The organism is Ensifer adhaerens (assembly GCF_001270265.1).
Taxonomy (GTDB): domain Bacteria; phylum Pseudomonadota; class Alphaproteobacteria; order Rhizobiales; family Rhizobiaceae; genus Ensifer; species Ensifer adhaerens_B.
In genome coordinates this window covers 46,422-70,320 of sequence record NZ_LGAP01000009.1, presented here as the reverse complement: position 1 = coordinate 70,320, position 23,899 = coordinate 46,422, and the positions used below count along the sequence as shown (strand labels likewise).

The window sequence follows — 23,899 nt, the reverse complement described above, 5'->3', positions numbered from 1 at the left end:
GAACCGCAACTTTCCAATAATGGCCAACAGGAACGCGGCCTGGGCTCTGGGCCCGCTACCGCATCGTCCGGCGGCGATAAAGAGAATAGGTGTACCATGTCCCGTAGTTGCGAATTGACCGGCAAGGGCGTCCAGTCGGGCAACAATGTCAGCCACGCCAACAACAAGACCAAGCGCAAGTTCCTTCCGAACCTGTGCAACGTCACGCTGATTTCCGATGCTCTCGGCCAGCGCTTCCGCCTGCGCGTTTCCGCAGCGGCTCTCCGCTCGGTTGAACACCGTGGCGGCCTCGACGCTTTCCTCGTGAAAGCTGACGAGAACGAGCTGAGCATGCGCGCTCGCCTGCTGCGCCGTCAGATCGTCAAGAAGGCTGCGGAAGCCGCCGCCGCTTAATCGGCGCCAGCGTCTGTCTTTGACACGACTTTAAAAGGCTTGCGGGTTTATCTGGCAAGCCTTTTTCTCGTGTTTGATTTACAGATTTTCATCGGCCGGGCGTTCGAGCCCGGCTCCCGCTCTCTAACTGGTGGCATCTCCCAGGATAAAAAAATGCTGATCAACCGCACGTTCTTCGTTTATGTCGCGCTCATGACCCTGGTGGTCGTGGCCTCGAACTTCCTCGTTCAGTACCCGCTGCCGGGCTCGATCGCCGGCATGCAGCTCGGCGACCTCTTGACCTGGGGTGCCTTCAGCTATCCCTTCGCGTTCCTTGTCACCGACCTGACCAACCGTCATTTCGGCCCGCGCATTGCGCGTCGTGTCGTCGTCGCCGGCTTTCTCGTCGCGATCGTTCTCTCCTTCTTCGCAGCCACGCCGCGCATCGCGATCGCCTCCGGCTCCGCCTTTCTGTTCGGCCAGCTTCTTGATATCTCCGTATTCAACAGGCTCCGCCGCCAGAGCTGGTGGCGTGCGCCGCTGGCCGGCTCCCTGATCGGCTCGGCGCTCGACACGGCGATGTTCTTCTCCTTCGCTTTTGCGCCGTTCTTCGTGTTCCTCGGACCGAATGACAGCTTTGCGCTGGAGACCGCGCCGCTGCTCGGCATCCTTTCGACCGAAGCCCCGCGCTGGATCTCCTGGGCCTTGGGCGACCTAACGGTCAAGATCCTCTGCGGTATCGTCATGCTGCTGCCCTACGGCGCGCTAATGAGCGTGATCAAGCCCATGCCGGCCACGAAGGCGACAGCCTGATATCGTTTGGAAAAAGAAATTGATGACGGGGACGATTGGCCCCGTTTTCATTTGATCAGGCGGAATTCCAGCAACAGGTTGCGCTCGAGGATCGAGTGGTTGTCATCGGAAACGATGATGACGCGGACATCGCCATTGGCACCTGTGACAACGTCGAGGCCTTCCATGTTGTCGATCTGATAGCCCATGTCGGCTTCGAGAATGACGTCGCCATCGACCACGGCGCCCGGTCGGATGCTTGCACCCGGGATGCGGCGGATGCGCATGCCGAGACCGGAGGCGAAGTTGAACCGCCGCTCCAGCAACAGGAGGTCGCCATCGGGCAGGAAAGCGCCGTCGGTGACCGCGTAAGGCTCGGTGCGGGCAACCGCAAAGGCACCCTTCATCGGGCCGTCGAGAATGCCTGCGAGAAGATTGTCCGCCTTGTCGACGCTACGCTCGGACACGGTGACGGCAGCGCCGCCAAGCGGGCCATCCTTCGGTGAAATCGCCACGGTCTCGAGCCCGCCATTGTTGCGAAGCTCCGTCTTCGGGAACGGCAACGGCAGGCTGCCGATCGGCCCTGAACCGGCAAAACCCGGGTCCGGGTAGATATCGATGCGATGGGCCTGCTCGTAGCTGACGATCACCTCGCCCTCGCGCAGCGCCAGCCCCTCCGAATCCACCTTCCACTTCTCCAGCCCGACCGCACCGCTTCTATCTGCCATCGGCGTTGCCGTCAGGTCCGTCAGGCCCGAAAGCCTGCCGTCAGCATCACGGGTCACCGCCCCTTCGAGCCAATGGCCCGTATCCATTACTGCAACGAAGGAAGTGCCATCGGTCCGGAACCGGATCGCCGAAACCGCGCCGAACAGCGCGTTGGACGACGTCATCTCCAGTCCGCCGATGAATTCGAGCTGACCGAACCGCGTCTGGCTGGAGCCGACCTTGAAAGCGTCTATCTGCCGGCTGGCAATGGGCAGCGTCTCGCAGCCGCTGGCGGCCCACGCCACGCCGGTCGACGCCAGCAGGGAAAGAACGAGGAGACCGCGGCCAAGCATCTGGGGGAGTTCCTTCAGGCGGGCAGGATAGGCAGGGAGGTGGCGGCAACAGTGGCCGCCTTGGAGATGAAAGGGGCGACAGAAAGCCGCCCGGTTTCGCGAAAGATTATCCTGCGCGGCGGGTCCGCCCCGGACGGCGGCTCATGCTTTCGTCTTCGAACAGATCGGCAAGCTGCTCGGTCATCGCGCCAGCCAGTTCGTCCGCATCGACAATCGTCACGGCGCGGCGATAATAGCGCGTCACGTCATGACCGATGCCGATCGCCAGCAGTTCGACCGGCGAGCGGGTCTCGATCTGCTCGATCACGGCGCGCAGGTGCCGTTCGAGATAGTTGCCCGGATTGACCGACAGCGTCGAATCGTCGACCGGCGCGCCATCCGAAATCATCATCAGGATGCGGCGCTGCTCGCGCCGGGCCATCAGGCGTTCATGCGCCCAGATCAGCGCCTCGCCGTCGATGTTTTCCTTGAGCAGGCCCTCACGCATCATCAGGCCGAGATTGCGGCGCGCGCGCCGCCACGGCGCATCGGCCGACTTGTAGATGATATGGCGCAGGTCGTTGAGGCGGCCCGGCGATTGCGGCTTGCCGCCGGCCAGCCATTTCTCGCGCGATTGCCCGCCCTTCCAGGCCTTGGTGGTAAAGCCGAGGATCTCCACCTTGACGCCGCAGCGCTCCAGTGTGCGCGCCAGAATATCGGCGCAGGTCGCCGCAACCGTGATCGGCCGGCCCCGCATCGAGCCGGAATTGTCGATCAGCAGGGTCACCACGGTGTCGCGGAAGTTCGTATCCTTCTCGCGCTTGAACGAGAGCGGCTGCATCGGGTCGATGACGATGCGCTGCAGGCGCGCGGTGTCGAGATAACCCTCTTCCAGGTCGAACTCCCAAGACCGGTTCTGCTGCGCCATCAGGCGGCGCTGCAGGCGGTTGGCAAGCCGGCCGACCGCACCCTGAAGATGCGAGAGTTGCTTGTCGAGGAAGGCGCGCAGACGGTCGAGTTCCGCCTCGTCGCAGAGCTCCTCCGACGCGATGGTCTCGTCGAACTCGCGGGTGAAGACGGTGTAGTCGACCTTTTCGTTGAAGTCGGCAAACGGCTGGTTCGGGCGCTTGACCTCGCCGGGCGTCTCGCTGTCCTCGTCACCCTCGTCCTGCAGGTCGTCGTCGGAAATCTCCGCGCCGTCCATCTCGCCTTCTTCCATCTGCTCTTCGGCAGCCTGGTTTTCGTCGGCGGGTGCCGCATCGTCGCCGGCTTCCTCGTCGCTGGCGTTCTCGTCCTGCTCCTGGCTGCGCGGCTGATCCTCGTCGGTCTCGCTTTCCTGCTCGTCCGGCTCGATGTCGTCGTCGCCGTATTTCTCGGCAACATCCATCGACGTCAGCATGTCGCGCACGACGCGGGCGAAGGCCTGCTGGTTATTGAGCGCCGCCGAAAGGTTGCGCATGTCGCCGGCAGCCTTCTCCTCGATGAAGTCGCGCCAGAGATCGAGCACCTTGCCGGCCGATGCCGGCGGCTTCTCGCCGGTCAGCTTCTCGCGCACCAGCAATGCCACCGCTTCGCCGAGCGGCGCATCGGCCTGCTTGCTGATCGCGCCGAAGTTGGCCTTGGAATATTTCTCCTCGAGCATGGAGCCCAGGTTCTTGGCAACGCCCTCCATGCGCAGCGAGCCGATCGCTTCGACCCGCGCCTGCTCGACGGCGTCGAAGATCACCCGCGCATCGGCGCCCTGCGGCGACATCGTCGCGTGGATGCGCGCATCATGACAGGCCTTGCGCAGCGCCATGCTGTCGCCGAGGCCGCGCGTCACGGCGAGTTCCTGCCGCGTCGGCCGCTTGGAGATTTCGGGCAGACGGATGCGCTCGCCCGCTATGCCCGGCCGCTCGTTGGCAAAGGCCACCTCCACCTCGGCATCGCCAGCGATCGATCGGATGCAGCCGGAAAGCGCCCGCTTGAACGGTTCGGCTGCATTTTCGCGCGTGGTCGGCTTTGCCTTGGAGTTCGAGCTCACGAGAGTTCCTTCTTCAGCCAGATGCGGTGAAATCCCGGCGGGAAATCATCGAGTTTGCCATAAACGTCGTAACCCAGCTTCTGATAGAAGCCGTCGCCCTGGAAGCTGAACGTGTCGACGTAGACGTAGCGGGCGCCGCGGCTTGCAGCGACTGCCTCGACACGCGCAACGAGCTCGCGCCCGCTGCCGGAACCTCTCAGCGCCTCGTCTACCCAGAGCAGTTCGATGAAGCACCAGTTCCACGCGGTGTAGGCGACGATGCCGCCCACGATCTCATCGCCGTCGTCACGCAGCGAAATGGCGAAGCGCCTGTATTTGGCGCTTCCCGCCTTTTCGAGGTTGAAGGCCTTGAGGCCCTTGAAGACTGCTTTAGCGGTCTTCTAGACGCTCTTCTCCTCAACGAAGCGAAGCGCCGGTGCGCCCTTCGCCTCCGCCCCTGCCATGGCTCAGGCGGTGGCTTCCAGTACGATATTGGCGGCGCTCTCCTTGAGCTCGACGCCGAAAGCGCGCTGGTAATGCTCGGCCACCAGTGCCCGCTCCAGCTCGTCGCACTTGTTGAGGAAGGTCACGCGGAAGGCAAAGGCGATATCGCCGAAGATATAGGCGTTCTCGGCCCAGGTGATCACCGTACGCGGGCTCATGACCGTCGACAGGTCGCCATTGATGAAGGCGGCGCGGGTAAGATCCGCAACGCGCACCATCTTGGAAACGGTCTCGCGGCCCTTGTCGGCGGTAAAACCCTTCACCTTGGCGGCGACGATGTCGACTTCCTTGTCGTGCTGCAGGTAGTTCAGCGTGGTGACGATCGACCAGCGGTCCATCTGCGCCTGGTTGATCTGCTGCGTGCCGTGGTAGAGGCCGGTCGTGTCGCCAAGGCCGACAGTGTTGGCGGTCGCAAACAGGCGGAAGGCCGGATGCGGGCGAATGACCCGGCTCTGGTCGAGCAGCGTCAGGCGACCGGAGGATTCCAGCACGCGCTGGATGACGAACATCACGTCCGGGCGGCCGGCATCGTATTCGTCGAAGACGAGCGCGACATTGTGCTGGTAGGCCCAGGGCAGAATGCCGTCCTTGAACTCGGTGACCTGCAGACCGTCCTTGACGACGATCGCGTCCTTGCCGACGAGATCGATACGGCTGACATGGCTGTCGAGGTTGACGCGCACGCACGGCCAGTTGAGGCGCGCTGCGACCTGCTCGATGTGGGTGGACTTACCGGTACCGTGATAGCCCGAGACCATCACGCGTCGGTTATGAGCAAAGCCTGCGAGAATGGCGAGCGTGGTTTCGCGGTCGAAGAGGTAGTCCGGATCGAGATCCGGCACGTAGGCGTCGGCCTTCGAGTAGGCGGGAACGCGCAAATCCGTGTCAATGCCGAAAACCTCCCGAACCGATACGGTCGTGTCGGGGAGGTTGGAAATGTCGAGGTCAATCTTGCTCATCATGTCTCCAGAGCGGCCACCGGACGGCACCCGCGCATTCGCCTGCAAAAGTGCTTCTGTAATAATCCGCGTTGTTAGCAGAAACCAGCCTGTTTTAACAATTGGTAGGCTTGAATTACTGCGCGAAAACGCTCCTCCGATCCCCTGTCCCCGCCATTGGCGTCCGGGTGGTGTTTCTTGACCAGATCCTTGTAGGCCGCCTTGATATCGCTGGCGCTGGCCGAGGCACCGAGGCCGAGCGTCTCATAGGCCTTGGCTTCCAGCGTCTTCAGCTTGCGCTGGCGGGGCTCGGGACGGCCGGCGCGCGCCTTTGCTTCGCTGACGAAACCGAAGGGATCGCGCATGCGCGCCTGTGCCCCGGCCGAGCCCGAACGGGTCTGCGACTGGGTCGGACTATTCTTGGCATTCTTGTTGACGCCGACCGTCCAGGTCGGACGATGTCCGGTCACCGCTTCCTTCTGGTAGCGCGCGACTTCGTTGTCGGACAGGCCGGAGAAGTAGTTGTAGCCCTTGTTGTATTCCTTCACATGCTCGAAGCAGAACATGAAATACTGCCCCTCGGCATTGCGGCCGACGGGTGCGCGATGAACGCCCTTCTTGTCGCAGCCGTCCCACTGACAGGTGGGGGCGGTCGGCTCTGCGCGCGGCTCGACCTTGCGCCGTGTCCGAATGCGATCGAAGTATTTTGAATCGAGTCTCATGGCGCTCATTATGGGGGTTGGCCGGGGCCACAACAAGAATTGACAAAGCGGAATGTTGCTGGCTTTGTGCGGGCATTTTGCGCCGCCAAGGCCGCGCTGCCGGACCCGACCAACACAAGGGCACCCAGCAACCAAGGAAATGGGACGGAAGAATGTCGCTGCGGGACACGATCGAACAGAAATTGACCGACGCCTTCCACCCCGAGCGGCTCGCCGTGATCAACGAAAGCCATCTGCATGCGGGCCATCAGCCGGACTTCGACGGCGGCGGCGAAACCCATATGCGCATCCGCATTGTTTCCGAGGCCTTTGTCGGCATGAGCCGGGTGGCGCGCCATCGCGCCATCAACGACCTGTTGAAGCCCGAACTCGACGCCGGCCTGCACGCGCTGGCGGTGGAGCCGGCAGCCCCCGGCGAGCCGACGCGCTGGTAGGCATCAGGCGATCGGCGTCTGGTCCTCGGCCGGACGGATCCTGAGTTTCGTGATCCGGTTCTTCACCCGCTTCATCACGATGAAGCGCTTGCCGTGGAAGGTGAAGGCCTGACGCTCCTCCGGGATGCTTTTCGACTCGTGGATCACCAGACCGGCGACCGTCGTCGCCTCTTCATCGGGCAGCGACCAGTCGAGAGCGCGGTTGAGGTCGCGGATCGGCACCGAGCCATCGACCACGATCGAACCGTCGGCTTCCTGGCGAACGCCCTGGATATCAAGGTCGTGCTCGTCGGCGATATCACCAACGATCTCCTCCAGAATGTCCTCGAGCGTCACCAGCCCCTGAACCTGGCCATATTCGTCGACCACGATGGCAAGATGCAGCTTGCGACGCAGGAAGGCGTTGAGCTGGTCCTTGAGGTTGGTCGTGTCGGGAACGAACCAGGGTTTCTGCGCGATCTTGACGATGTCGAGGTTTTCGGGCTCGACGTCCGGTTCTGCAAGCGCGCGCAGCAGATCCTTGGAATGCACCACCCCGATGATGTTGTCGGTGGCGCCCCGCCACAGCGGCAAGCGCGTGAACGGGCTTTGCAGGATATCGCGCACGCAGATTTCCGGCGGATCGTCGGCATTGATCGCCCGCATGTTGGTGCGGTGGATCATGATGTCGGAGATCTCGAGTTCCCCAAGATCGAGCACACCGCCGAGCCGATCCCGGTCGGCCTTGATGACCGAGCCTTCGCGATGCAGCAGGTCGACCGCGCCGCGCAGTTCGTCATGCGCCGAAAGCATCGACATCTCGGAGGAAAGGCTGACACCGAAGAGCGACAGGATGCGGCGAACGATGCCGTTGACAAGGCTCGAAAGCGGCCCAACCACGGCGACGAAAGGACGAACCAGCGGCGCGACGGCAAGTGCGAAGCGATCCGGCGACGCAATCGCCCAGCTCTTCGGCAGCACTTCGGAGAAAATCACCAAAAGCACGGTCATGACGACCGTGGCGATCGCCACGCCCGAACTGCCGAGCAGGCCGATCAACAGGCTCGTCGCCAAGGACGAGGCGAGAATGTTGACGAGATTGTTGCCGATCAGCAGCGCGCCGATCAGCCTGTCGCGGCGCTCGATCAGGCGATTGACGATGCCCGCCCGCTCGTCGCCGTTGTTCTCCAGCGAATGCATGCGCGAGCGCGAAGCCGCAGTCAGCGCCGTTTCGGAGCCCGAGAAGAAAGCGGAAAACAACAACAGGCAGAAGACCGCGGTAATCGACAGCCAGTATTCGCCAAGAAACGCCAGGAACGCTTCGCCGGTCATTGGGGGTGTTTTTCCCCCAGGAAGCTCAGGACCTCGGAGGACGGCACATCATCGGCGACGAAGGACTGGCCAATGCCCCTAGTCAGGATGAAGGTGAGCTTGCCGCCCTTGACCTTCTTGTCCTGGGCGATTGCGTCCATCAGCCGTTCGGCCGGCGGCAGGCGGCCGGGGATTTCGGACATGCGCGTCGGCAGGCCGACGGCTCTCAAATGCGCTTCCACCCGGCTCGCATCATCGGCGCTTGCAAGGTTCATGCGCGTCGAGAACTGGTGCGCCAGCACCATGCCGATCGCCACGCCTTCGCCATGCACCAGCCGGGTGCTATCGTATTCGGTGGCGGCCTCCAGCGCGTGGCCGAAGGTGTGGCCGAGATTGAGCAGCGCACGCTGGCCGTTCTCGCGCTCGTCCGCCGCCACGACATCAGCCTTGGCCTGGCAACTGACGGCGATCGCCTCGATGCGGGCGGCCCCGCCGGAAAACACCGCCTGCCAGTTCTTCTCCAGCCAGGCGAAGAAGTCCGGCTTGTCGATCAGGCCGTATTTCGCAACCTCGGCATAGCCGGCGCGGAACTCGCGTGGGCTCAGCGTGTCGAGCACGTCCGTGTCGGCGAGCACCAGATCCGGCTGGTGGAAGACGCCGATCAGGTTCTTGCCGTGCGGCGAATTGATGCCGGTCTTGCCGCCGACCGAAGAATCGACCTGCGCCAGCAACGATGTCGGGATCTGGATGAAGCGCGAGCCGCGACGCACGATGCCCGCCGCAAAGCCGGTCAGATCGCCGATGACGCCGCCGCCGAGCGCGATCACCGCGTCGTTGCGCTCGATCCGGGCGCCAAGCACCGTCTCGCAGACCGGGATGAGATGCTCGAAGCTCTTCGTCTTCTCGCCGGCGGGCAGCACCAGCGACACGCCCTCGATATCCCTGCCCTTGAGGCTTGCCATCAACTGATCGAGATAGCGAGGCGCCACATTCTCGTCGGTGATGACGGCCACCTTGCGCCCCTTGAGGCGCGAGGCGATCTCGCTGCCCGCGGCAGCGATCAGCCCCGGGCCGATCAGAATGTCGTAGGAACGGTCGCCGAGATCGACACGAACCTTGCGCTCGGCGGCGGGCATCACATGGCTAGTCATCATTTGGCACTTTCCGGAAATCTATGACGGCGGTGAGAACCTCTTCCACCATCGTCTCCTTGTTCACATCGCGCGACAATACCGTCAGATCGGCCTCGGCGTAGATCGGGTAACGGGCGCGCATCAGGTTTTCGAGGGTCTGCTTCGGGTTTTCGGTCTTCAAGAGCGGACGCGTATCGCGCTTGTTGACCCGCTCCCAGAGCACGTCCAGTTCGGCGTTGAGCCAGATCGTCAGGCCGCCGCGCTTGATCGGGCGCCGTGATCGCTCGTTGACATAGGCGCCGCCGCCGGTGGAAACGACGCGGGGGCCGGTGCGCAGCAGGCGTTTCAACACGCGCGTTTCCAGCGCCCGAAACTCGTCCTCGCCATAACGGGCGAAGAGATCGCTGATCGTCATGCGCGAGACGCGCTCGATCTCGTGGTCGGAATCGACGAAGGGAATGCCGAGCGCCTGCGCCGTCAGCCGGCCGATCGCCGATTTTCCGGCGCCCATCAGGCCGATGAAAACGAGATTGCGTTTACCGAGCGCAAGCTTCGCCCGTTCGGCAAGCGTCGCGGAAACCGGTTCGATCACGTCGTTCATTGGACTTCTTATTCCCCATTCCCTTTCGGTATCGACAAATCGGGGTGGAGCGTCAAGCCGTCGCGCGCGTCCGTGCATGCTTCTTGAACTTGGCGAAAGGGGCGTTCATATAGATCGAGCATCCGCCAAAGTGCGGCGCGTCCGGTCCGACGCGCACAAGGTTGCCGTAGCACATTCAACGGCTGCATGATTTTATCCTTAAATTCGCTCCGGTTTAAGGAACCATGCACAGGAGACTGAAATGCCCACCCTCTTCCGGTTCCTGTTTTTCTGCGGCGTCATCGCCGGGCTGATCTACGGCACGATGATCGCGCTCGTCACCTTCGTCGAGCCGGTCGAGCGGAACGTGACCGTGAAGATCCCCTCCGAACGGGTCAACAAGACCCCATGAGCGATCTTTCCGCGGCACATGTCGAGGCCTTCCTCGAAATGATGAGCGCCGAACGCGGCGCCGCCGTCAATACGCTGCAATCCTACGAGCGCGATCTGGAAGACGCATTGTCCCACATGCGCAGCCGAGGAACGGGGCTCACGAGCGCCGCAACCGACGATCTCCGGCATTATCTCGCCCATCTGGCGGGCCAAGGCTTCAAGCCGTCCTCGCAGGCGCGGCGACTGTCGGCGCTCAGACAGTTCTACAAGTTTCTCTATGCCGAGGGCCTGCGCGGCGACGACCCGACGGGCATCCTCGATGCGCCGAAGAAGGGCAGAAGCCTGCCGAAGACGCTGAGCGTCGACGACGTTTCACGGCTGATCGGCCGGGCCGAGACCGAAGCCGAGGCCACGACAGACGGGCCGGAGCGGTTTACCAAGCTGCGCATGCATGCCTTGATGGAGCTTCTCTACGCGACCGGGATGCGCGTCAGCGAACTGGTGTCGCTGCCGGCAAGCGTGCTCGCCCAGGATGGACGCTTTCTCGTCATCCGCGGCAAGGGCAACAAGGAGCGGCTGGTACCGCTGTCCCAGGCAGCGATCCGCGCAATGCGGCTTTACGGTGCGGCTCTGGCTGAAGAGTTTGCGAAAGCGGACAAGGGCGAGCGCGAAAGCCCGTGGTTGTTTCCGTCGTCTGCAAAGGCGGGTTTTCTCCCTCGCCAGGTCTTTGCCCGCGAGTTGAAATCGCTCGCCGCGCGTGCCGGTATCCGCGTGGCAACAATCTCGCCACATGTGCTGCGCCATGCCTTCGCCAGCCACCTGCTTGCCAACGGCGCCGACCTCCGTGCCGTGCAGGAACTGTTGGGTCATTCGGACATTTCCACGACACAAATCTATACACATGTTCTGGAAGAACGGCTGCACGACCTCGTGCAAAACCATCACCCTCTTGCCAAACAGGCGAAAAAACAGGATTAGGACCGCCGGGCAGGCTGGTTTCGGCCGGCAGGTCCTTGTCGCAAAACGATCGGAAACGCATCTCATGCACAACTATCTCGATTTCGAAAAACCTATCTCCGACCTCGAAGGCAAGATTCTCGAATTGAAGAAGCTCGCCGGCGAAGACGAGAGTGTGAACACTTCGGATGAGGTCGAACGGCTCGAGACGCGCGTCCGCGATGCGATGGCCGAGATCTATTCGAAGCTGACGCCGTGGCAGAAGACCCAGGTTGCCCGCCACCCCTCGCGTCCGCATTTCCTCGACTACTCCGCGGAACTCTTCACCGAGTTCACGCCGCTCGCCGGCGACCGCAACTATGGTAACGACGAGGCCATCCAGGCCGGGCTTGCGCGCTTCCGCGGCATGCCGGTCGCCGTCCTCGGCCAGGAAAAGGGCAGCGATACCAAGTCGCGCATCAAGCACAACTTCGGCAGTCCGCGCCCTGAAGGCTATCGCAAGGCCATCCGCATCATGGAAATGGCCGACCGCTTCAGCCTGCCGCTGATCACGCTGATCGACACCGCCGGTGCCTATCCCGGCGTCGGCGCGGAAGAACGCGGCCAGGCGGAAGCCATCGCCCGCTCGACCGAAATGTGCCTGAACGTGCGCGTGCCGATCGTCACCGTCGTCATCGGCGAAGGCGGCTCCGGCGGCGCCATCGCGATCGCCACCGGCAACCGCGTCTATATGCTCGAGCATGCCATCTACAGCGTCATCTCGCCGGAAGGTGCGGCCTCGATCCTCTGGCGCGATTCGACCCGCGCCAAGGAAGCGGCCAGCAACATGAAGATCACGTCTGAAGATCTGAAGGCGCTGGGCGTGATCGACGGCATCATTCCCGAGCCGGTCGGCGGCGCACACCGCGACCCGCAGTCGGTCATCGCCCGCACCGGAACGGTGATTGCCGATGCGCTGAAGGAACTGTCCGGACGCAACGGCGACGAACTGCGTAGCGATCGCCGACAGAAATACCTGAATATCGGCCGGAACCTCTGAGCCCAAGCGATTGTTCGACGAAAATTCGCAACCACAAATCGGACTGTGGCCAAATCTTGGCCATATTCGTGGGGTCATGAACAACGGCGTGCGCAGGGCATCCTGCAGGGTTAAGAATTCGTGAAGTATAATGGCTTACTGATTCCCTAAGAGCCCTCCCGTCGGACGCGGCTCGCACTGACGAGTTTTGGTTTGAACGGGCTTTCGCTGATGCGCTTGAGAAACCTTGTAGCCACCGCCGCTGTTGCCGCGCTGCTTGCCGGCTGCACCAACGATGCCCTGGATACGGCGGCAGTCGATCTTTCGGCTGTCAAGAACAAGACCGAGTACCAGCTCTCAAGCACGATGAGCGCCAAGATGAGCGAGCTCGGGATGCAGAAGACATCCCCGATCGCCCTGCGCATCTTCAAGGAAGAAGGCACGCTCGAGGTCTGGAAGGCCAACACGTCCAACCGCTTCCAGCTGCTGAAGAGCTACAAGATCTGCGCCTGGTCGGGCAAACTCGGTCCGAAAGTGAAGGAAGGCGACCGTCAGGCGCCGGAAGGCTTCTATCCGCTGTTCCCGCAACAGCTGAATCCCAACTCGAAATACTATCTGGCGATCAACACCGGCTACCCCAACACCTATGACCGCGCCAACGGTCGTCAGGGTACGCATCTGATGATCCACGGCGCCTGTTCGTCGTCCGGCTGCTACTCGATGACCGACGAGCAGATGATCGAAATTTTCGCCATGGCACGCGACGCCTTCAAGGGCGGGCAGCAAAGCGTCCAGCTGCAAGCTTTCCCCTTCCGCATGACCGCCGAGAACATGGCGCGTCATCGCAACAATCCGAACATCGATTTCTGGAACATGCTCAAGGTCGGCTACGACCAGTTCGAAGTCACCAAGCGTCCGCCTGAGATCAATGTCTGCGAGAAGAAATACGTCTTCAACCAACAGGGCAGCGGCGCTTTCAATCCGGGTGGAACATGCCCGGCCATGTCGACCCCGCCTGCCTTGCAGATGGCCATGTCGACGTTCGAGAAGGGCTATAAGCTCGACTACGACAAGGCCATGAAGAAGTACGATGGCATGGTCTGGTATGAGCCGAGCGAAGCTGAGCGCAAGGCGATCGTCGCCAAGCAGCGCGCCGGCCGCGAGCTTGCCTACGCGCCGACCGGCAACTCGATCGATGCCGGCAAGCTGATGAAGGCGAGCGACCTCGAGAAGAAGCTGGCCGAGCAGAAGGAAGCCGAAGAAACCAAGCTGGCTGTCGAGATCCAGAAGAAGGAACTGGAAAAGGCGACCAAGGGTGGCACCCACGTGCCCGTTCCCGCCGCCAATCCCATCCCTCAGCCCGTACTGCAGGCGGCCGTCGAGCAGCAGCCGGCGAAGAAGTCCTTCTGGAGCCTGTTCTCCAAGGGCGAGGCCGCAGAACAGGCGCAGGCACCCGCGCCCGTCGCTGTGGCCCCGGATGAGCAGGCCGCCGTTCAGCCGCAGGTGCAGCCGGCAGGAGCAGCGGCAAAGCAGACACGGTCGGCCGCAGCACCTCAAAATGCTCAGCCTGAGAGTGCCGCGATGGCATCCGCAAGTGCTGAGGGCGCAGCGGCGCCAGCGGCTGAAGCACCTGTTGCCGTCGAGGAACCGCCGAAGAAGCGCCCATTCTGGAAGATCTGGGGCAATTGATGCCTGACGAAGGAAAGACGGTCTACGACCTCAGGGGGCTTAAATGCCCCCTTCCCGTTTTGAAGGCCCGCAAGCGTATCGCCTCCATGGCCGCAGGCGCACTGCTCGAGATCGAGACCACCGACCCGATGGCGGTGATCGATATCCCGCATTTCTGCCGGGAAGACGGCCATAGCCTTGAAGCGGCTTGCCCGGCAGAAGGCGGGCATCGCTTCCTGATCCGCAAGGGCGCCTGACGCGGAACCACAGTGTTCTCGATCAGCCGCCCGCTGGCCGAGGTCCGATTCCGCTGCAGCGCCGAGCTGGGCCGATCACCACAGGGCAGCTCCTTCCCCTCGAGGAAAGGTCAACCATTTGATTGGCTGCAGAATTCCCTTGCACCCGTCCGGTTTGTGGAATCTTTTTGTCGATGATGCCGGAATCGGCGGAGGCATTTTTAAGGAATAGAGCATATAAAGGCGCCAGCACGTGATCGGGCAAATCTCATGGACTCCGCCAGGAACGACACAGAAACGGCCAAGCAAACCTTCCTGCAGAACTTGAGCCGGCCAGCCATCTTGCGAAACCTGCTGTCGACGTTCCAGCGGCTGCGGCTCGAGGTTCAGTTCATCATCATTGCCTCCTTCGTCGTCGTGGCGCTGATGATCGCCCTCACGATCTGGACGACGCACCGCCTTGAGAGAACCGTGTTCAATAGCGTCGGCTCGCTCGGCGCCGCCTATCTCCAGACATTCGTTGCGCCGCTGATCTCTGATGAGGATATCAAACGCGGAACGCTTCCGCCGATCGTCGAAGACAAGCTGAAGCAACTTCTCGGCACCAGCGCACTTGGCCAACATGTCCACGAGCTGAAGATCTGGGAGCCAAACGGAAGCTTGATGTATTCGACTACGGGCCAAATGATCGACGAAGAGATTGTCTTTGACGAGCTACAGCGCGCCCTTAGGGGCGAGATCGTCGTTTCCCGCACAATGATCGAGAAACACGAATACAGCGGCGACGAGCAGCGCGGCATGTACATCGAGGTCTATGCGCCGCTCGTGCGCGACGAGGCGGGCAAGGTGCTGCTTGTCGGCGAATTTTACGAACGCCCCGATTTTCTGGTAGGTGAGTTGTCGACGGCCTGGCGGGAGACGATCGACATCGTACTCCTGGTCTCGGTGCCGATGCTCGCACTGCTGTTCCTGATCGTGCGCAGCGGCAGCCGGCTCATTGATCGTCAGCATGCCGCCATCCGCCATAGCCTTGGACGGGCACTCGAACTTTCCAATCAGAACCGACGGCTGCGCGGGGCTGCTGAGACCGCACGGCTCGAAGCCGGCAAGCTCAATGAGATGATCCTCGACCAGATCGGTACGGATCTGCACGACGGTCCGGTGCAACTGCTGACATTGCTCAAGCTGAAGCTGAGCGACATGACTTCGAAGCCGGCTGACGGCCAACCAACGGACCCGATGAGGCCGCAGGATATCGACAAGATGGTCAGCACCGTCACAGCCGTGCTTGAGGAACTGAGGAACATTTCGACGGATCTCGTGCTGCCGGAACTCGACGATATGTCCCTCGATAACACGATCCTGCTTGCGGTAAGGCGGCATGTGGATCTCATTGGCCGCGACATCGACGTCGTCGGGTTGATCGCGTCGCAGAAGGTCGATGCGCACCTCAACATCTGCGTCTATCGCTTCATCCAGGAAGCCCTGATGAACAGCGAGCGGCATGCGCCGGGTAACCGCCAGCACCTGCGTTACGGCACGCGCCATAACCGCCTGTTCATCACGGTGGCCGATGTGGGTGTCGCACCATCGGCATCAGCAAAGACACGCAGCAACGGCCGCACAGGGCTCGGCACCATCACGCAGAAACGCCGCATTCGCGCCTTTGGCGGCCGCATGCGCACGATCCGTCGACCGAACGGGACCGTGGTGACGGCGGTCCTGCCGCTCGATCAGAGCGGCGGTTCGCTTGATCCCCAATAGGCTTGGATGAAACCTCACGCGCAGGCGGCAATGGCCGAAATGCCTTGAACGCCGCATTCGCGCGGAATGCGGCGTTCTTAAGCGATCGAATCCGATCGCCTAATTGATGCGCCGTGATGCGCTGCGTTCGGCCGAGCCGTCCGGCAACACATCCAGCCGCTGCGCTGCCAGCACCACTTCCACGCGGTTCCTGACGTCGAGTTTCTGCATCAAGACCGTCATGTAATGCTTGACGGTCTTTTCGCTGATATCAAGACAGGCCGCTATTTCGCGGTTCGTGCTGCCACGCATGAGATGGCGAACGATCTGTTCTTCGCGCAGGCTCAGGCGTCGTTGTGCCTGGGACCGCCGACGGATTTCCGCAGTCTTCATCGCCATGATGACCTTGGTCGCGAACCCCGCCGTGATGAACGTCTCGCCGTCATAGACCGTGCGTATGGCCTCGTGCAGGTCGCTGGCGCTGCTGCCTTTCAGCACATAGCCGGAGACCCCGTAGTTCAGGACTTGTATCGCGGTTTCAATGCTTGAATTTGCGGTGAAGACGATGATCCGCGTGTCTTTGTATTTTTGCGCAACCAGCTCGATAGCCGCAATGGCATCGCCGGGCATGCTCAAATCGAGCACGAGAACTTCAGGTGAAAATTCTTCAACTATTTTCAAAGCATCAACCGCGTTTTCGCCCTTCGCGACGATTTCGAGGTCACTTTTTCCAGAATATAAACTGACCAGCCCTTCCAGAAGGATCGGATGGTCGTCAACAAATGCAACTGATATCGACATGGTCGTTGCTCTCCCTCCGCAACAAACATGCTAGTTCATCGGCCTCCGGTTTTAAAGAAGACGCTTAACTTCTAGTTAATTTAGCAAGGGCACGAAGTACACGACAGAATGTCCCGTGCCGCAGCGCAAATATTCGCGCTATGATTTAGAAGAGCAATAAGCTCTGCATACAAAGGAGCAGAAAAATTCCAGGATACAGCAATATTATCAAATACTTATAGGATTAACCCTGAGTGTCGACCGACACCATCCTGCGTGTGCGGCACACGCGGCAGCATTTTTCGAACGCTTGCGGCGATGGGAAGTAAAGCCGAAATATTAGCCCAAAAATGTTTGGCCGATCCGCGAAACATCACCCGAAAGTACTACGGATTTTAACCCTTTTTCACGGCATCTGCAGCAACAGGCGGTCGACCGCAGGCAAACAATTCTAGAACTTCATACCGGGTACAACCAGAGGGTTATCAGAAAGCGCCTGAGCGTCGGGGCGATCGATGCGTGGTTTTCCCGTGAAGGCATCGAAAAGGTCGCGCACGAAAGCTTCGCTCAGACCCTTGGTGATCAGCACCATGCGCGTGCGCCGATCGGCCGGATCCGGCCAGGCGGAAAGCCGCTCCGGCGTGTGAAAAACGTTCTGCACGCCATGCAGAACCAGCGGGCGGTCCGGATTATCGGAGACTGCGACGATCGCCTTCATCCGCAACAGCTTCTCGCCATGGGCCGAGCGTAGGAGATCGATGAACATGTCGAGCGCCATCGGTTCGATCGGCCTGTCATGCATGATGCTGAACGAACGAATGTCCGCCCCATGGCGCGTTGCATCGTGGTGATGGTGGTGATGATCGTGATCGTGATGGTGGTCGTGATCGCCGTCATGATGATGGTGATCGTGGTGATGATGCCCGTGATCGGCCTCGTCCTGCAGCCAGCGGCCGACATCGGCGATCTTCGACGCCGGGTCGTAAAGACCGCAGGCAAAAAGCGCTCCCCGTCCCGCTTCGGGACTGTCGCCGTCGACAAACGGCGCACGCGGATTGAGCGCCTTCAGACGCAGCCGCAGTTCATCCAATTGGGCCTGATCGGCGAGCCCCGCCTTGCTGACGACGATGCGATCGGCGACCGCGACCTGCTTTACCGCTTCCTCGTGGTTGGCAAGCGTCTGCAATCCGTTGACCGCATCCACCACGGTCACCACGCCGTCGAGACGAAAGCTCTGGGCGATCACAGGATTGCCGATCACCGATTGCAGCACCGGCGCCGGGTCGGCAAGCCCGGTCGTTTCGATGACGACGCGCTTCAGCGGCTTGATGCGCCCGGTCTGCATCCGGTCCATAAGGTCGGCAAGCGTATCCACCAGTTCGCCGCGCACCGTGCAGCACAGGCAACCGTCGGAAAGCTCGATGACACCGTCGCTCGAGGCCTCAACCAGCAGGTGATCGATCGAGACATCGCCGAATTCGTTGATGATGACGGCCGTATCCGAGAGATCCGGGTCCTTCAGAAGCCGGTTGAGCAGCGTCGTTTTGCCCGCACCGAGAAAACCGGTCAGGATCGAGACCGGCACCGCCGGCAGTGGACTAACCATTGGAAACTCCGATCAGAGGCTCGGCCGCGGCACCGGGATCGGCACGTTGGCGGCATCGCCCTGGCCGGCCGGATCAGCGCCCGCCTTGGCCAGCTTGTCGCCGCTGCCGGGGATGAGACCGGCAAAGGCCAGCTTCAGCGGACGGTTGATCTCGTGGATAAACGGCGAGAGCAGCTTCTGCCGCCCGGCTTCATCTCGACCTTCGCTGCGCACCTTGGCGGCAGCCTTCGAGCAGATCTGTTTGCTGACATCGGCAACCAGATCGCGCGTTTCGCCATAGGGCGCAATCTGCACCAGCGACGGCTTGGCCGTTCCGGATGTTGTCAGCGCCGTCTGCAGCAGGCGTGCGGATTCGTCGGCACGTGCGCCGAGACTGTCTTCGCCGAGCACGACGGAAACAACGCTGCGGCCATCGCGCGTCGCCGATGAGACCTGGTTGAAACCGGACGCGCAGATGAAACCGGTCTTCATGCCATCAGCGCCTTCGAAGCGGCCGATCAGCATGTTGTAGTTCGGATAGTCCTTCTTGCCGGTGGTAAATCCTTCCAGCGAGAAATAGGATGCGTATTCGGGAAACTCGCGCTTCAGCGTGATCGCCAGCACGGCGAGGTCGCGCGCGGTGGTGTACTGCCCGGGACCCGGCAGGCCGTTGGCATTGATGAAATGCGACGACGTCATGCCGATGCGGCGCGCCTCGGAATTCATCCGGTCGATGAAGGCGGGCTCGGAACCGCCGACGGCTTCGGCGATCGCCACCGCCACGTCGTTTGCCGACTTCACCAGCATCATCTTCAGCGCGCTGTCGAGCGTCATCGCCTGGCCGGGCTTGTAGAACATCTTGCTCGGCGGCTCGGAGGCGGCGTTCTTGGTCATCACAACAGGGCTTGTCAGCGCCAGTTGTCCCGACTTGATCGCGCGGAAGGTCGTATAGGCCGTCATCAGCTTGGTCAGCGACGCCGGATACCATTTCTGGAAGATGTCCTGGTGCTCGTAGACCTTCAGCGTATTGACGTCGACGACAAGCCGCGGATTGGCAACCGCCGGCAATGCCATGAGAAGGCTCGCGCAGGCACCGGCCACGACACCCACTGCCCTTGCCTTGCCACGCATGAAAAATCCTGCTGTCACCACCATAGTCCTCGAAATTCCGCTGTTGCCTCGTCTCGTCCGGCTATTTAGCCTATATGGCAAGGAGATGGCAAAGCCCATTCATTGGCTGCTGCGCCATTCCACCGCAGATAGATGTGATCGAACAGACCGACAGGACTTAACTCATGCCGATTCTCAACCGAGCCGCCGAACTCCAGAACGAAGTCACCGAATGGCGGCGTCATCTGCACAAGAACCCCGAGCTCCTGTTCGCGGTCGAAAATACGGCAGCCTTCGTCGAATTGAAACTGAAGGAGTTCGGCGTTGACGAAATCGTGACCGGGCTTGGGCAGACCGGCGTCGTCGGTCTGATCAAGGGCAATCTCGGTGCCGGCCGCACGATCGGCCTTCGCGCCGACATGGATGCACTGCCGATCACCGAAACGACCGGCAAGCCCTGGGCATCGGAAACCTCAGGCAAGATGCACGCCTGCGGCCATGACGGCCACACCGCGATGCTGCTCGGAGCGGCAAAGTACCTTGCCGAGACCCGCAACTTCGCCGGCAGCGTCGCCGTCATCTTCCAGCCGGCCGAAGAAGGCGGCGGCGGCGGCAACGAGATGGTCAAGGACGGCATGATGGAGCGCTTCGACATCGCCGAAGTCTACGGCATGCACAATATGCCGGGCATGCCCATCGGTCATTTCGGCAGCCGCGTCGGCCCGATCATGGCCTCGACCGACGAGTTCACCATCACCATCAAGGGCCGCGGCGGCCATGCGGCCCAGCCGCACAAGACGATCGACCCGATCGTCATCGGCACGCAGATCGTCACCGCGCTGCAGACGATCGCGTCGAGAACGGTCGATCCGCTCGCATCCGTCGTGGTCTCGGTCACCACGTTCAACGCCGGCTTCGCCCACAACGTCATCCCGGAAGAGGCGGTGCTCGGCGGCACGGTGCGCACGCTGAAGCCGGAAGTGCGCGATATCGGCGAGACCCGCATCCGGTTGATCGCCGAAGGCATCGCCGACGTCTATGGCGCGACCGTCGACGTCTGGTACAGCCGCAACTATCCGGTGACCGTCAATCATGAGGACGAGACGGCCTACGCGCTGAAGGCCGCGGCGGACATTGCCGGCGAAGGCAATGTCAGGCCGTCGCTCGACCCGATGATGGGCGGCGAGGATTTCTCCTACATGCTGCTCGCCCGCCCGGGCGCCTTCATCTTCATGGGCAACGGCGACACCGCCGGGCTGCACCACCCGGCCTATGACTTCAACGACGAGGCGATCCCGCACGGGATTTCCTATTGGGTGAAACTCGCGGAAACGCGACTTGCCGCCTGAGGCGCGAGCGGGAGGCGGCACGATGCATCAGATCGACAAAATAGACCGTAGAATCCTCAACATCCTGCAGGCGGATGGCCGGATCACCAATCTGGAGCTTGCCGATCGCATCGGCCTGTCGCCGACGGCGACCAGCGAAAGGCTGCGCCGGCTGTTGAAGGAAGGGTATGTTTCGGGCTTCGGCGCCCGCCTCGATCCGCAGAAGCTCGGTTTCGGCCTGCTCGTCTTCATCGAGGTCATGCTCGACAAGACGACGCCCGATGTCTTCCACCAGTTCGCGATCGCGATCAAGCAGGCACCGGCTGTTCTGGAATGTCACATGGTCGCCGGCGGCTTCGACTATCTCGTCAAGACCCGCTTCGAGGACATGGCGGCCTACCGCAACTTCCTCGGTCAGGTGCTCTGGACGCTGCCGGGGGTCAAGGAAACCCGCACCTATGCGGTGATGGAAGAGATCAAGAACGACGGGCCGCTGCCCCTCGTCTGAGACCAAAGAAAATGGCCCCGGGGGCCGGTGGGATCCCGGGGCCATTTCTGACAAGTTTACGCCGCGTCGAGCGACGCCATGTCGATGACGAAGCGGTAACGCACGTCGCTCTTGACGACCCGCTCATAGGCTTCGTTGATCTGCTGGATCTTGATCGTTTCGATCTCCGAGACGATGTTGTGCTCGCCGCAGAAGTCGAGCATTTCCTGGGTTTCCTTGATCGAGCCGATCATCGATCCGGAAATGCTGCGGCGGGCAGGAACCAGCGCGAAGGCATGCACCGGCACGGCATTTTCCGGAATGCCGACCAGCACGAAATCGCCGTCGACCTTCAGCAGGTTGAGGTAAGCGTTCCAGTCGATCTCGGCCGCAACCGTGCAGATGATCAGGTCGAAATGGCCCTGAAGCGTCTTGAAGGTTTCCGGATCGTTGGTGGCGAAGTAGTGGTCGGCGCCGAGTTTCAGCCCGTCTTCCTTCTTCGACAGGCTCTGGCTCAGCACCGTCACCTCTGCACCCATGGCGTGGGCGATCTTCACGCCCATGTGGCCGAGGCCGCCCATGCCGACGATCGCGACCTTCTTGCCGGGACCGGCCTTCCAGTGGCGAAGCGGCGAATAGAGCGTGATGCCGGCGCACAGCAGTGGTGCTGCCGCATCGAGCGGCAGGTTTTCCGGGATCGACAGCACATAGCCTTCCCTCACGACGATGCTGTCGGAGTATCCGCCCTGCGTTGCGGTCTTGCCGTCCGCCTCGACGCCGTTATACGTCACCACCAGACCCGGCAGGTAATGTTCCAGGTCGAGGTCGCGGGTCGCGCAGGTGGTGCAGGAATCGACGAAGCAGCCGACGCCGGCGCGATCACCCACCTTAAACTTGGTGACCTTGGAGCCGACGGCGGTGACGATGCCGACGATTTCGTGGCCGGGGACCATCGGGAAGACCGAGTTGCCCCATTCGTTGCGTGCCTGGTGAATGTCGGAGTGGCAGACGCCGCAATATTTGATGTCGATCACCACGTCGTCGTCGCGCGGCTCGCGACGTTCGAAGGTGAAGGGCGTAAGCGGTTTCGACGCGTCGGTCGCCGCATATCCTCTTGCAATGGCCATCAGTCTGTCCTTCATTTTGGGAGATGCGAAAGGGCCGGTGCGTTACCGGCAGATCGCAGGCAGGGACTATGCGTTCGCCACCGACAAAAGCGTTATCGCGATCCTGCAAAGTTTTTGCCCGATCCTGCAAGATTGAAAAATGCATAATGGCAATAGCGCCTCGAAGCCCTATTTGAGCGTTGTCTCAGACAATGCTAAGCCGCTGGAAAGACCACAGAATATGACAGCCATGCGACAGACCGCCAGACAGGACATGATCGACGTCATTGCCCGGATCGCCGAGCGAGACGGAGACCACCAGACCGCAATCCCAGGTTTGAGCATCCACCGCCATTCCGGCGACGCGCCTGTCAACTGCGCGGCCTACAAACCGAGCCTGGCGATCATCGTCCAGGGCGCCAAGCGCGTGGTGCTCGGCGACGAGACGCTGATCTATGGGGCATCCGACTATCTGCTGACGTCGATCGACCTGCCTGTCCTGTCGCAGGTCTGCAAGGCCTCCGCCGAAGAACCCTATCTCAGCTTCGCCTTCCAGATCGATACGGCCAAGATCCCGGCATTGCTCGACTTTCTGGCCCAAGGCCCCATGTCGACTTCCGCCTCGTCGCGTGGCATGACCGTCAGCAAGATCACGCCCGATCTCGAAGATGCCGCGCTCCGGCTCTTGCGCCTGCTCGACAGGCCTGACGATATTCCGGCACTCCTGCCGCTGGTCGAGCAAGAAATTCTCTATCGGCTGGTCACCGGCCCGCACGGCCATCGGCTTCGCCAGATGGCAACCGTCGAGAGCCAACCACATCAGGTCGGTCGCGCCGTCGCCTGGCTGAAGGAGCACTATTCCCGGCCGCTGCGCATCGACGACCTGGCAAGCCGCGTCTCGATGAGCGTTTCGTCGCTGCACCACCATTTCAAGGCAATCACCGCGATGAGCCCGTTGCAGTACCAGAAGCAGCTGCGCCTGCAGGAGGCGCGGCGCCTGATGCTGGAAGAACGCCTCGACGCCGGAGATGCCGGCCATCAGGTCGGCTACGAGAGCCAGTCGCAGTTCAGCCGCGAATACGCCCGCCACTTCGGCGAGCCGCCGATGCGCGACATCGGCCGCATGCGCCGCACGCTGGTCGAGCGCTTCTCCGGTGAGGCGGAGATGCTGAGCGAAGGCTGAGGCGCCAGAACCTCAGCTTCTTTCGATACCCCGCCTGAGCACGATCGACGTCGTCAGATCCTCGACATTGTCCATGGTCGCCACCTCGTTGCGTAGTTCGTTCAACGCGTTGATGGAACCGACCTCGACCTCGACGACCAGATCGAGCTGGCCGCTGACGGACGAAACCTTGCGTACGGACGAGAAGCCGGCGAGCCGATCGAGCACGCCGATCGATGGCGTGCGCTGCAAGGTGACGAGCAGGAAAGCCTGGATCTGCCCCTCTTCAAGCTGCCCGATATCGGCGCGGTAGCCGCGGATGATGCCCGCCTTTTCCAGACGGGTGACGCGCTCGGTCGTTGCACTTCTGGAAAGCCCGATCCGGCCTGCCAGCGACTTCATGGGGATGCGCGCTTCCCGAGACAGGATGCTCAGGATCGTCCGGTCGATCGCGTCGATGTCCTGCATGGTTTCCGCCTCCGAGCGCGCCGACAAGATGACGGTTATTATAAACATAAT

General features: G+C 61.8%; 26 protein-coding genes. 13 read left to right on the top strand and 13 right to left on the bottom strand.

Going from position 1 to position 23,899, the window contains the following annotated elements:
- Window positions 1-96: 96 nt before the first annotated feature.
- Together rpmB and AC244_RS15665 are read left to right on the top strand one after the other, a co-directional pair.
- Window positions 97-393: a 50S ribosomal protein L28 gene (gene rpmB / locus AC244_RS15670; RefSeq protein ID WP_053249751.1), complete on the top strand. Its 297-nt coding sequence runs from the start codon at window positions 97-99 to the stop codon at window positions 391-393.
- A 153-nt stretch (window positions 394-546) separates the two neighbouring features.
- Complete coding sequence (locus tag AC244_RS15665; protein WP_053249750.1) at window positions 547-1,185, top strand: VUT family protein; 639 nt, start codon at window positions 547-549, stop codon at window positions 1,183-1,185.
- 47 nt (window positions 1,186-1,232) lie between these two features.
- On the opposite strand, the gene AC244_RS15660 is transcribed toward AC244_RS15665, so the two are convergent.
- The 5 genes from AC244_RS15660 to AC244_RS15640 form a co-directional block, all read right to left on the bottom strand.
- Entirely contained in the window at window positions 1,233-2,225 is a 993-nt protein-coding gene (locus tag AC244_RS15660; protein WP_053249749.1) for an esterase-like activity of phytase family protein, read from the bottom strand.
- A gap of 106 nt (window positions 2,226-2,331) precedes the next feature.
- Window positions 2,332-4,227: a cobaltochelatase subunit CobT gene (gene cobT, locus AC244_RS15655; protein WP_053249748.1), complete on the bottom strand. Its 1,896-nt coding sequence runs from the start codon at window positions 4,225-4,227 to the stop codon at window positions 2,332-2,334.
- Window positions 4,224-4,520, bottom strand: coding sequence for a GNAT family N-acetyltransferase (locus AC244_RS15650; RefSeq protein WP_268750768.1), 297 nt, complete (start codon window positions 4,518-4,520; stop codon window positions 4,224-4,226). The genes cobT and AC244_RS15650 overlap by 4 nt, the downstream gene beginning before the upstream one ends.
- A gap of 153 nt (window positions 4,521-4,673) precedes the next feature.
- Window positions 4,674-5,669 (bottom strand): cobaltochelatase subunit CobS, encoded by a 996-nt coding sequence (gene cobS, locus AC244_RS15645; RefSeq protein ID WP_053249746.1) that lies wholly within the window; start codon window positions 5,667-5,669, stop codon window positions 4,674-4,676.
- A 74-nt stretch (window positions 5,670-5,743) separates the two neighbouring features.
- On the bottom strand, window positions 5,744-6,379 hold the full coding sequence (locus AC244_RS15640; protein WP_053249745.1) for a J domain-containing protein: 636 nt from the start codon (window positions 6,377-6,379) through the stop codon (window positions 5,744-5,746).
- Between the two features lie 143 nt (window positions 6,380-6,522).
- Here AC244_RS15640 and AC244_RS15635 point away from each other — a divergent pair, with 143 nt between their 5' ends.
- Window positions 6,523-6,804 carry a BolA family protein gene (locus AC244_RS15635; RefSeq protein ID WP_053249744.1) on the top strand — a complete coding sequence of 94 codons (282 nt, stop codon included), beginning with the start codon at window positions 6,523-6,525 and terminating at the stop codon, window positions 6,802-6,804.
- A gap of 3 nt (window positions 6,805-6,807) precedes the next feature.
- On the opposite strand, the gene AC244_RS15630 is transcribed toward AC244_RS15635, so the two are convergent.
- Genes AC244_RS15630 through AC244_RS15620 form a run of 3 tightly spaced genes read right to left on the bottom strand, consistent with a single transcriptional unit; the run spans window position 6,808 to window position 9,828 of the window.
- A complete protein-coding gene (locus AC244_RS15630) occupies window positions 6,808-8,115 on the bottom strand; it encodes an HlyC/CorC family transporter (RefSeq protein WP_053249743.1) in 1,308 nt (435 codons plus the stop codon).
- Complete coding sequence (gene aroB, locus AC244_RS15625; protein ID WP_053249876.1) at window positions 8,112-9,245, bottom strand: 3-dehydroquinate synthase; 1,134 nt, start codon at window positions 9,243-9,245, stop codon at window positions 8,112-8,114. The genes AC244_RS15630 and aroB overlap by 4 nt, the downstream gene beginning before the upstream one ends.
- The gene (locus AC244_RS15620) at window positions 9,238-9,828 is read right to left on the bottom strand and encodes a shikimate kinase (RefSeq protein WP_053249742.1); all 591 of its coding nucleotides are present in this window, start codon (window positions 9,826-9,828) and stop codon (window positions 9,238-9,240) included. Before AC244_RS15620 ends, aroB begins: the two co-directional genes overlap by 8 nt.
- A 241-nt stretch (window positions 9,829-10,069) precedes the next feature.
- Between AC244_RS15620 and AC244_RS37520 the strand changes: the two genes are divergently transcribed.
- The 6 genes from AC244_RS37520 to AC244_RS15595 all read left to right on the top strand — a co-directional run bounded on the left by AC244_RS37520 (window position 10,070) and on the right by AC244_RS15595 (window position 15,843).
- A complete protein-coding gene (locus AC244_RS37520; RefSeq protein ID WP_152975969.1) occupies window positions 10,070-10,219 on the top strand; it encodes a hypothetical protein in 150 nt (49 codons plus the stop codon).
- Window positions 10,216-11,178: a site-specific tyrosine recombinase XerD gene (gene xerD / locus AC244_RS15615; protein ID WP_053249741.1), complete on the top strand. Its 963-nt coding sequence runs from the start codon at window positions 10,216-10,218 to the stop codon at window positions 11,176-11,178. Before AC244_RS37520 ends, xerD begins: the two co-directional genes overlap by 4 nt.
- A 64-nt stretch (window positions 11,179-11,242) precedes the next feature.
- Window positions 11,243-12,196, top strand: coding sequence for an acetyl-CoA carboxylase carboxyltransferase subunit alpha (locus tag AC244_RS15610; protein ID WP_053249740.1), 954 nt, complete (start codon window positions 11,243-11,245; stop codon window positions 12,194-12,196).
- A 210-nt stretch (window positions 12,197-12,406) separates the two neighbouring features.
- Window positions 12,407-13,864, top strand: coding sequence for a L,D-transpeptidase family protein (locus tag AC244_RS15605; RefSeq protein ID WP_053249875.1), 1,458 nt, complete (start codon window positions 12,407-12,409; stop codon window positions 13,862-13,864).
- On the top strand, window positions 13,864-14,100 hold the full coding sequence (locus AC244_RS15600; protein WP_053249739.1) for a sulfurtransferase TusA family protein: 237 nt from the start codon (window positions 13,864-13,866) through the stop codon (window positions 14,098-14,100). Before AC244_RS15605 ends, AC244_RS15600 begins: the two co-directional genes overlap by 1 nt.
- 249 nt (window positions 14,101-14,349) lie before the next feature.
- A complete protein-coding gene (locus tag AC244_RS15595; protein ID WP_152975968.1) occupies window positions 14,350-15,843 on the top strand; it encodes a sensor histidine kinase in 1,494 nt (497 codons plus the stop codon).
- Between the two features lie 99 nt (window positions 15,844-15,942).
- Here AC244_RS15595 and AC244_RS15590 read toward each other — a convergent pair whose 3' ends face one another.
- The 3 genes from AC244_RS15590 to AC244_RS15580 all read right to left on the bottom strand — a co-directional run bounded on the left by AC244_RS15590 (window position 15,943) and on the right by AC244_RS15580 (window position 19,318).
- Window positions 15,943-16,623: a response regulator gene (locus tag AC244_RS15590; protein WP_053249738.1), complete on the bottom strand. Its 681-nt coding sequence runs from the start codon at window positions 16,621-16,623 to the stop codon at window positions 15,943-15,945.
- 430 nt (window positions 16,624-17,053) lie between these two features.
- Window positions 17,054-18,208 (bottom strand): CobW family GTP-binding protein, encoded by a 1,155-nt coding sequence (locus AC244_RS15585; protein ID WP_053249737.1) that lies wholly within the window; start codon window positions 18,206-18,208, stop codon window positions 17,054-17,056.
- 12 nt (window positions 18,209-18,220) lie between these two features.
- Window positions 18,221-19,318, bottom strand: coding sequence for a D-alanyl-D-alanine carboxypeptidase family protein (locus tag AC244_RS15580; protein ID WP_053249873.1), 1,098 nt, complete (start codon window positions 19,316-19,318; stop codon window positions 18,221-18,223).
- 164 nt (window positions 19,319-19,482) lie between these two features.
- Between AC244_RS15580 and AC244_RS15575 the strand changes: the two genes are divergently transcribed.
- Window positions 19,483-20,646, top strand: coding sequence for a M20 aminoacylase family protein (locus AC244_RS15575; RefSeq protein ID WP_053249736.1), 1,164 nt, complete (start codon window positions 19,483-19,485; stop codon window positions 20,644-20,646).
- Between the two features lie 22 nt (window positions 20,647-20,668).
- Window positions 20,669-21,133 carry an Lrp/AsnC ligand binding domain-containing protein gene (locus AC244_RS15570; RefSeq protein WP_053249735.1) on the top strand — a complete coding sequence of 155 codons (465 nt, stop codon included), beginning with the start codon at window positions 20,669-20,671 and terminating at the stop codon, window positions 21,131-21,133.
- Window positions 21,134-21,189: 56 nt separating this feature from the next.
- On the opposite strand, the gene AC244_RS15565 is transcribed toward AC244_RS15570, so the two are convergent.
- Window positions 21,190-22,239 carry an NAD(P)-dependent alcohol dehydrogenase gene (locus tag AC244_RS15565; protein WP_053249734.1) on the bottom strand — a complete coding sequence of 350 codons (1,050 nt, stop codon included), beginning with the start codon at window positions 22,237-22,239 and terminating at the stop codon, window positions 21,190-21,192.
- On the opposite strand from AC244_RS15565, the gene AC244_RS37165 reads away from it, so the two are divergent.
- Window positions 22,232-22,375, top strand: coding sequence for a hypothetical protein (locus AC244_RS37165; RefSeq protein WP_161807872.1), 144 nt, complete (start codon window positions 22,232-22,234; stop codon window positions 22,373-22,375). The genes AC244_RS15565 and AC244_RS37165 overlap by 8 nt on opposite strands.
- A gap of 84 nt (window positions 22,376-22,459) precedes the next feature.
- Window positions 22,460-23,401, top strand: coding sequence for an AraC family transcriptional regulator (locus AC244_RS15560; RefSeq protein ID WP_053249733.1), 942 nt, complete (start codon window positions 22,460-22,462; stop codon window positions 23,399-23,401).
- A gap of 12 nt (window positions 23,402-23,413) precedes the next feature.
- Here the strand turns inward: AC244_RS15560 and AC244_RS15555 are convergent, their stop codons facing one another.
- Window positions 23,414-23,896, bottom strand: coding sequence for an Lrp/AsnC family transcriptional regulator (locus AC244_RS15555; RefSeq protein ID WP_053249732.1), 483 nt, complete (start codon window positions 23,894-23,896; stop codon window positions 23,414-23,416).
- Between the last annotated feature and the right edge of the window lie 3 nt (window positions 23,897-23,899).

Excerpts from the sequence above, each read along its gene's own strand:
- rpmB (WP_053249751.1), top strand. The coding sequence starts at position 97 with ATGTCCCGTAGTTGCGAATTGACCGGCAAGGGCGTCCAGTCGGGCAAC.
- AC244_RS15665 (WP_053249750.1), top strand. The coding sequence starts at position 547 with ATGCTGATCAACCGCACGTTCTTCGTTTATGTCGCGCTCATGACCCTG.
- AC244_RS15660 (WP_053249749.1), bottom strand. The coding sequence starts at position 2,225 with ATGCTTGGCCGCGGTCTCCTCGTTCTTTCCCTGCTGGCGTCGACCGGC.
- cobS (WP_053249746.1), bottom strand. The coding sequence starts at position 5,669 with ATGAGCAAGATTGACCTCGACATTTCCAACCTCCCCGACACGACCGTA.
- AC244_RS15640 (WP_053249745.1), bottom strand. The coding sequence starts at position 6,379 with ATGAGCGCCATGAGACTCGATTCAAAATACTTCGATCGCATTCGGACA.
- AC244_RS15635 (WP_053249744.1), top strand. The coding sequence starts at position 6,523 with ATGTCGCTGCGGGACACGATCGAACAGAAATTGACCGACGCCTTCCAC.
- AC244_RS15630 (WP_053249743.1), bottom strand. The coding sequence starts at position 8,115 with ATGACCGGCGAAGCGTTCCTGGCGTTTCTTGGCGAATACTGGCTGTCG.
- aroB (WP_053249876.1), bottom strand. The coding sequence starts at position 9,245 with ATGACTAGCCATGTGATGCCCGCCGCCGAGCGCAAGGTTCGTGTCGAT.
- AC244_RS15620 (WP_053249742.1), bottom strand. The coding sequence starts at position 9,828 with ATGAACGACGTGATCGAACCGGTTTCCGCGACGCTTGCCGAACGGGCG.
- AC244_RS37520 (WP_152975969.1), top strand. The coding sequence starts at position 10,070 with ATGCCCACCCTCTTCCGGTTCCTGTTTTTCTGCGGCGTCATCGCCGGG.
- xerD (WP_053249741.1), top strand. The coding sequence starts at position 10,216 with ATGAGCGATCTTTCCGCGGCACATGTCGAGGCCTTCCTCGAAATGATG.
- AC244_RS15610 (WP_053249740.1), top strand. The coding sequence starts at position 11,243 with ATGCACAACTATCTCGATTTCGAAAAACCTATCTCCGACCTCGAAGGC.
- AC244_RS15605 (WP_053249875.1), top strand. The coding sequence starts at position 12,407 with ATGCGCTTGAGAAACCTTGTAGCCACCGCCGCTGTTGCCGCGCTGCTT.
- AC244_RS15600 (WP_053249739.1), top strand. The coding sequence starts at position 13,864 with ATGCCTGACGAAGGAAAGACGGTCTACGACCTCAGGGGGCTTAAATGC.
- AC244_RS15595 (WP_152975968.1), top strand. The coding sequence starts at position 14,350 with ATGGACTCCGCCAGGAACGACACAGAAACGGCCAAGCAAACCTTCCTG.
- AC244_RS15590 (WP_053249738.1), bottom strand. The coding sequence starts at position 16,623 with ATGTCGATATCAGTTGCATTTGTTGACGACCATCCGATCCTTCTGGAA.
- AC244_RS15585 (WP_053249737.1), bottom strand. The coding sequence starts at position 18,208 with ATGGTTAGTCCACTGCCGGCGGTGCCGGTCTCGATCCTGACCGGTTTT.
- AC244_RS15580 (WP_053249873.1), bottom strand. The coding sequence starts at position 19,318 with ATGCGTGGCAAGGCAAGGGCAGTGGGTGTCGTGGCCGGTGCCTGCGCG.
- AC244_RS15575 (WP_053249736.1), top strand. The coding sequence starts at position 19,483 with ATGCCGATTCTCAACCGAGCCGCCGAACTCCAGAACGAAGTCACCGAA.
- AC244_RS15570 (WP_053249735.1), top strand. The coding sequence starts at position 20,669 with ATGCATCAGATCGACAAAATAGACCGTAGAATCCTCAACATCCTGCAG.
- AC244_RS37165 (WP_161807872.1), top strand. The coding sequence starts at position 22,232 with ATGGCCATCAGTCTGTCCTTCATTTTGGGAGATGCGAAAGGGCCGGTG.
- AC244_RS15565 (WP_053249734.1), bottom strand. The coding sequence starts at position 22,239 with ATGGCCATTGCAAGAGGATATGCGGCGACCGACGCGTCGAAACCGCTT.
- AC244_RS15560 (WP_053249733.1), top strand. The coding sequence starts at position 22,460 with ATGACAGCCATGCGACAGACCGCCAGACAGGACATGATCGACGTCATT.
- AC244_RS15555 (WP_053249732.1), bottom strand. The coding sequence starts at position 23,896 with ATGTTTATAATAACCGTCATCTTGTCGGCGCGCTCGGAGGCGGAAACC.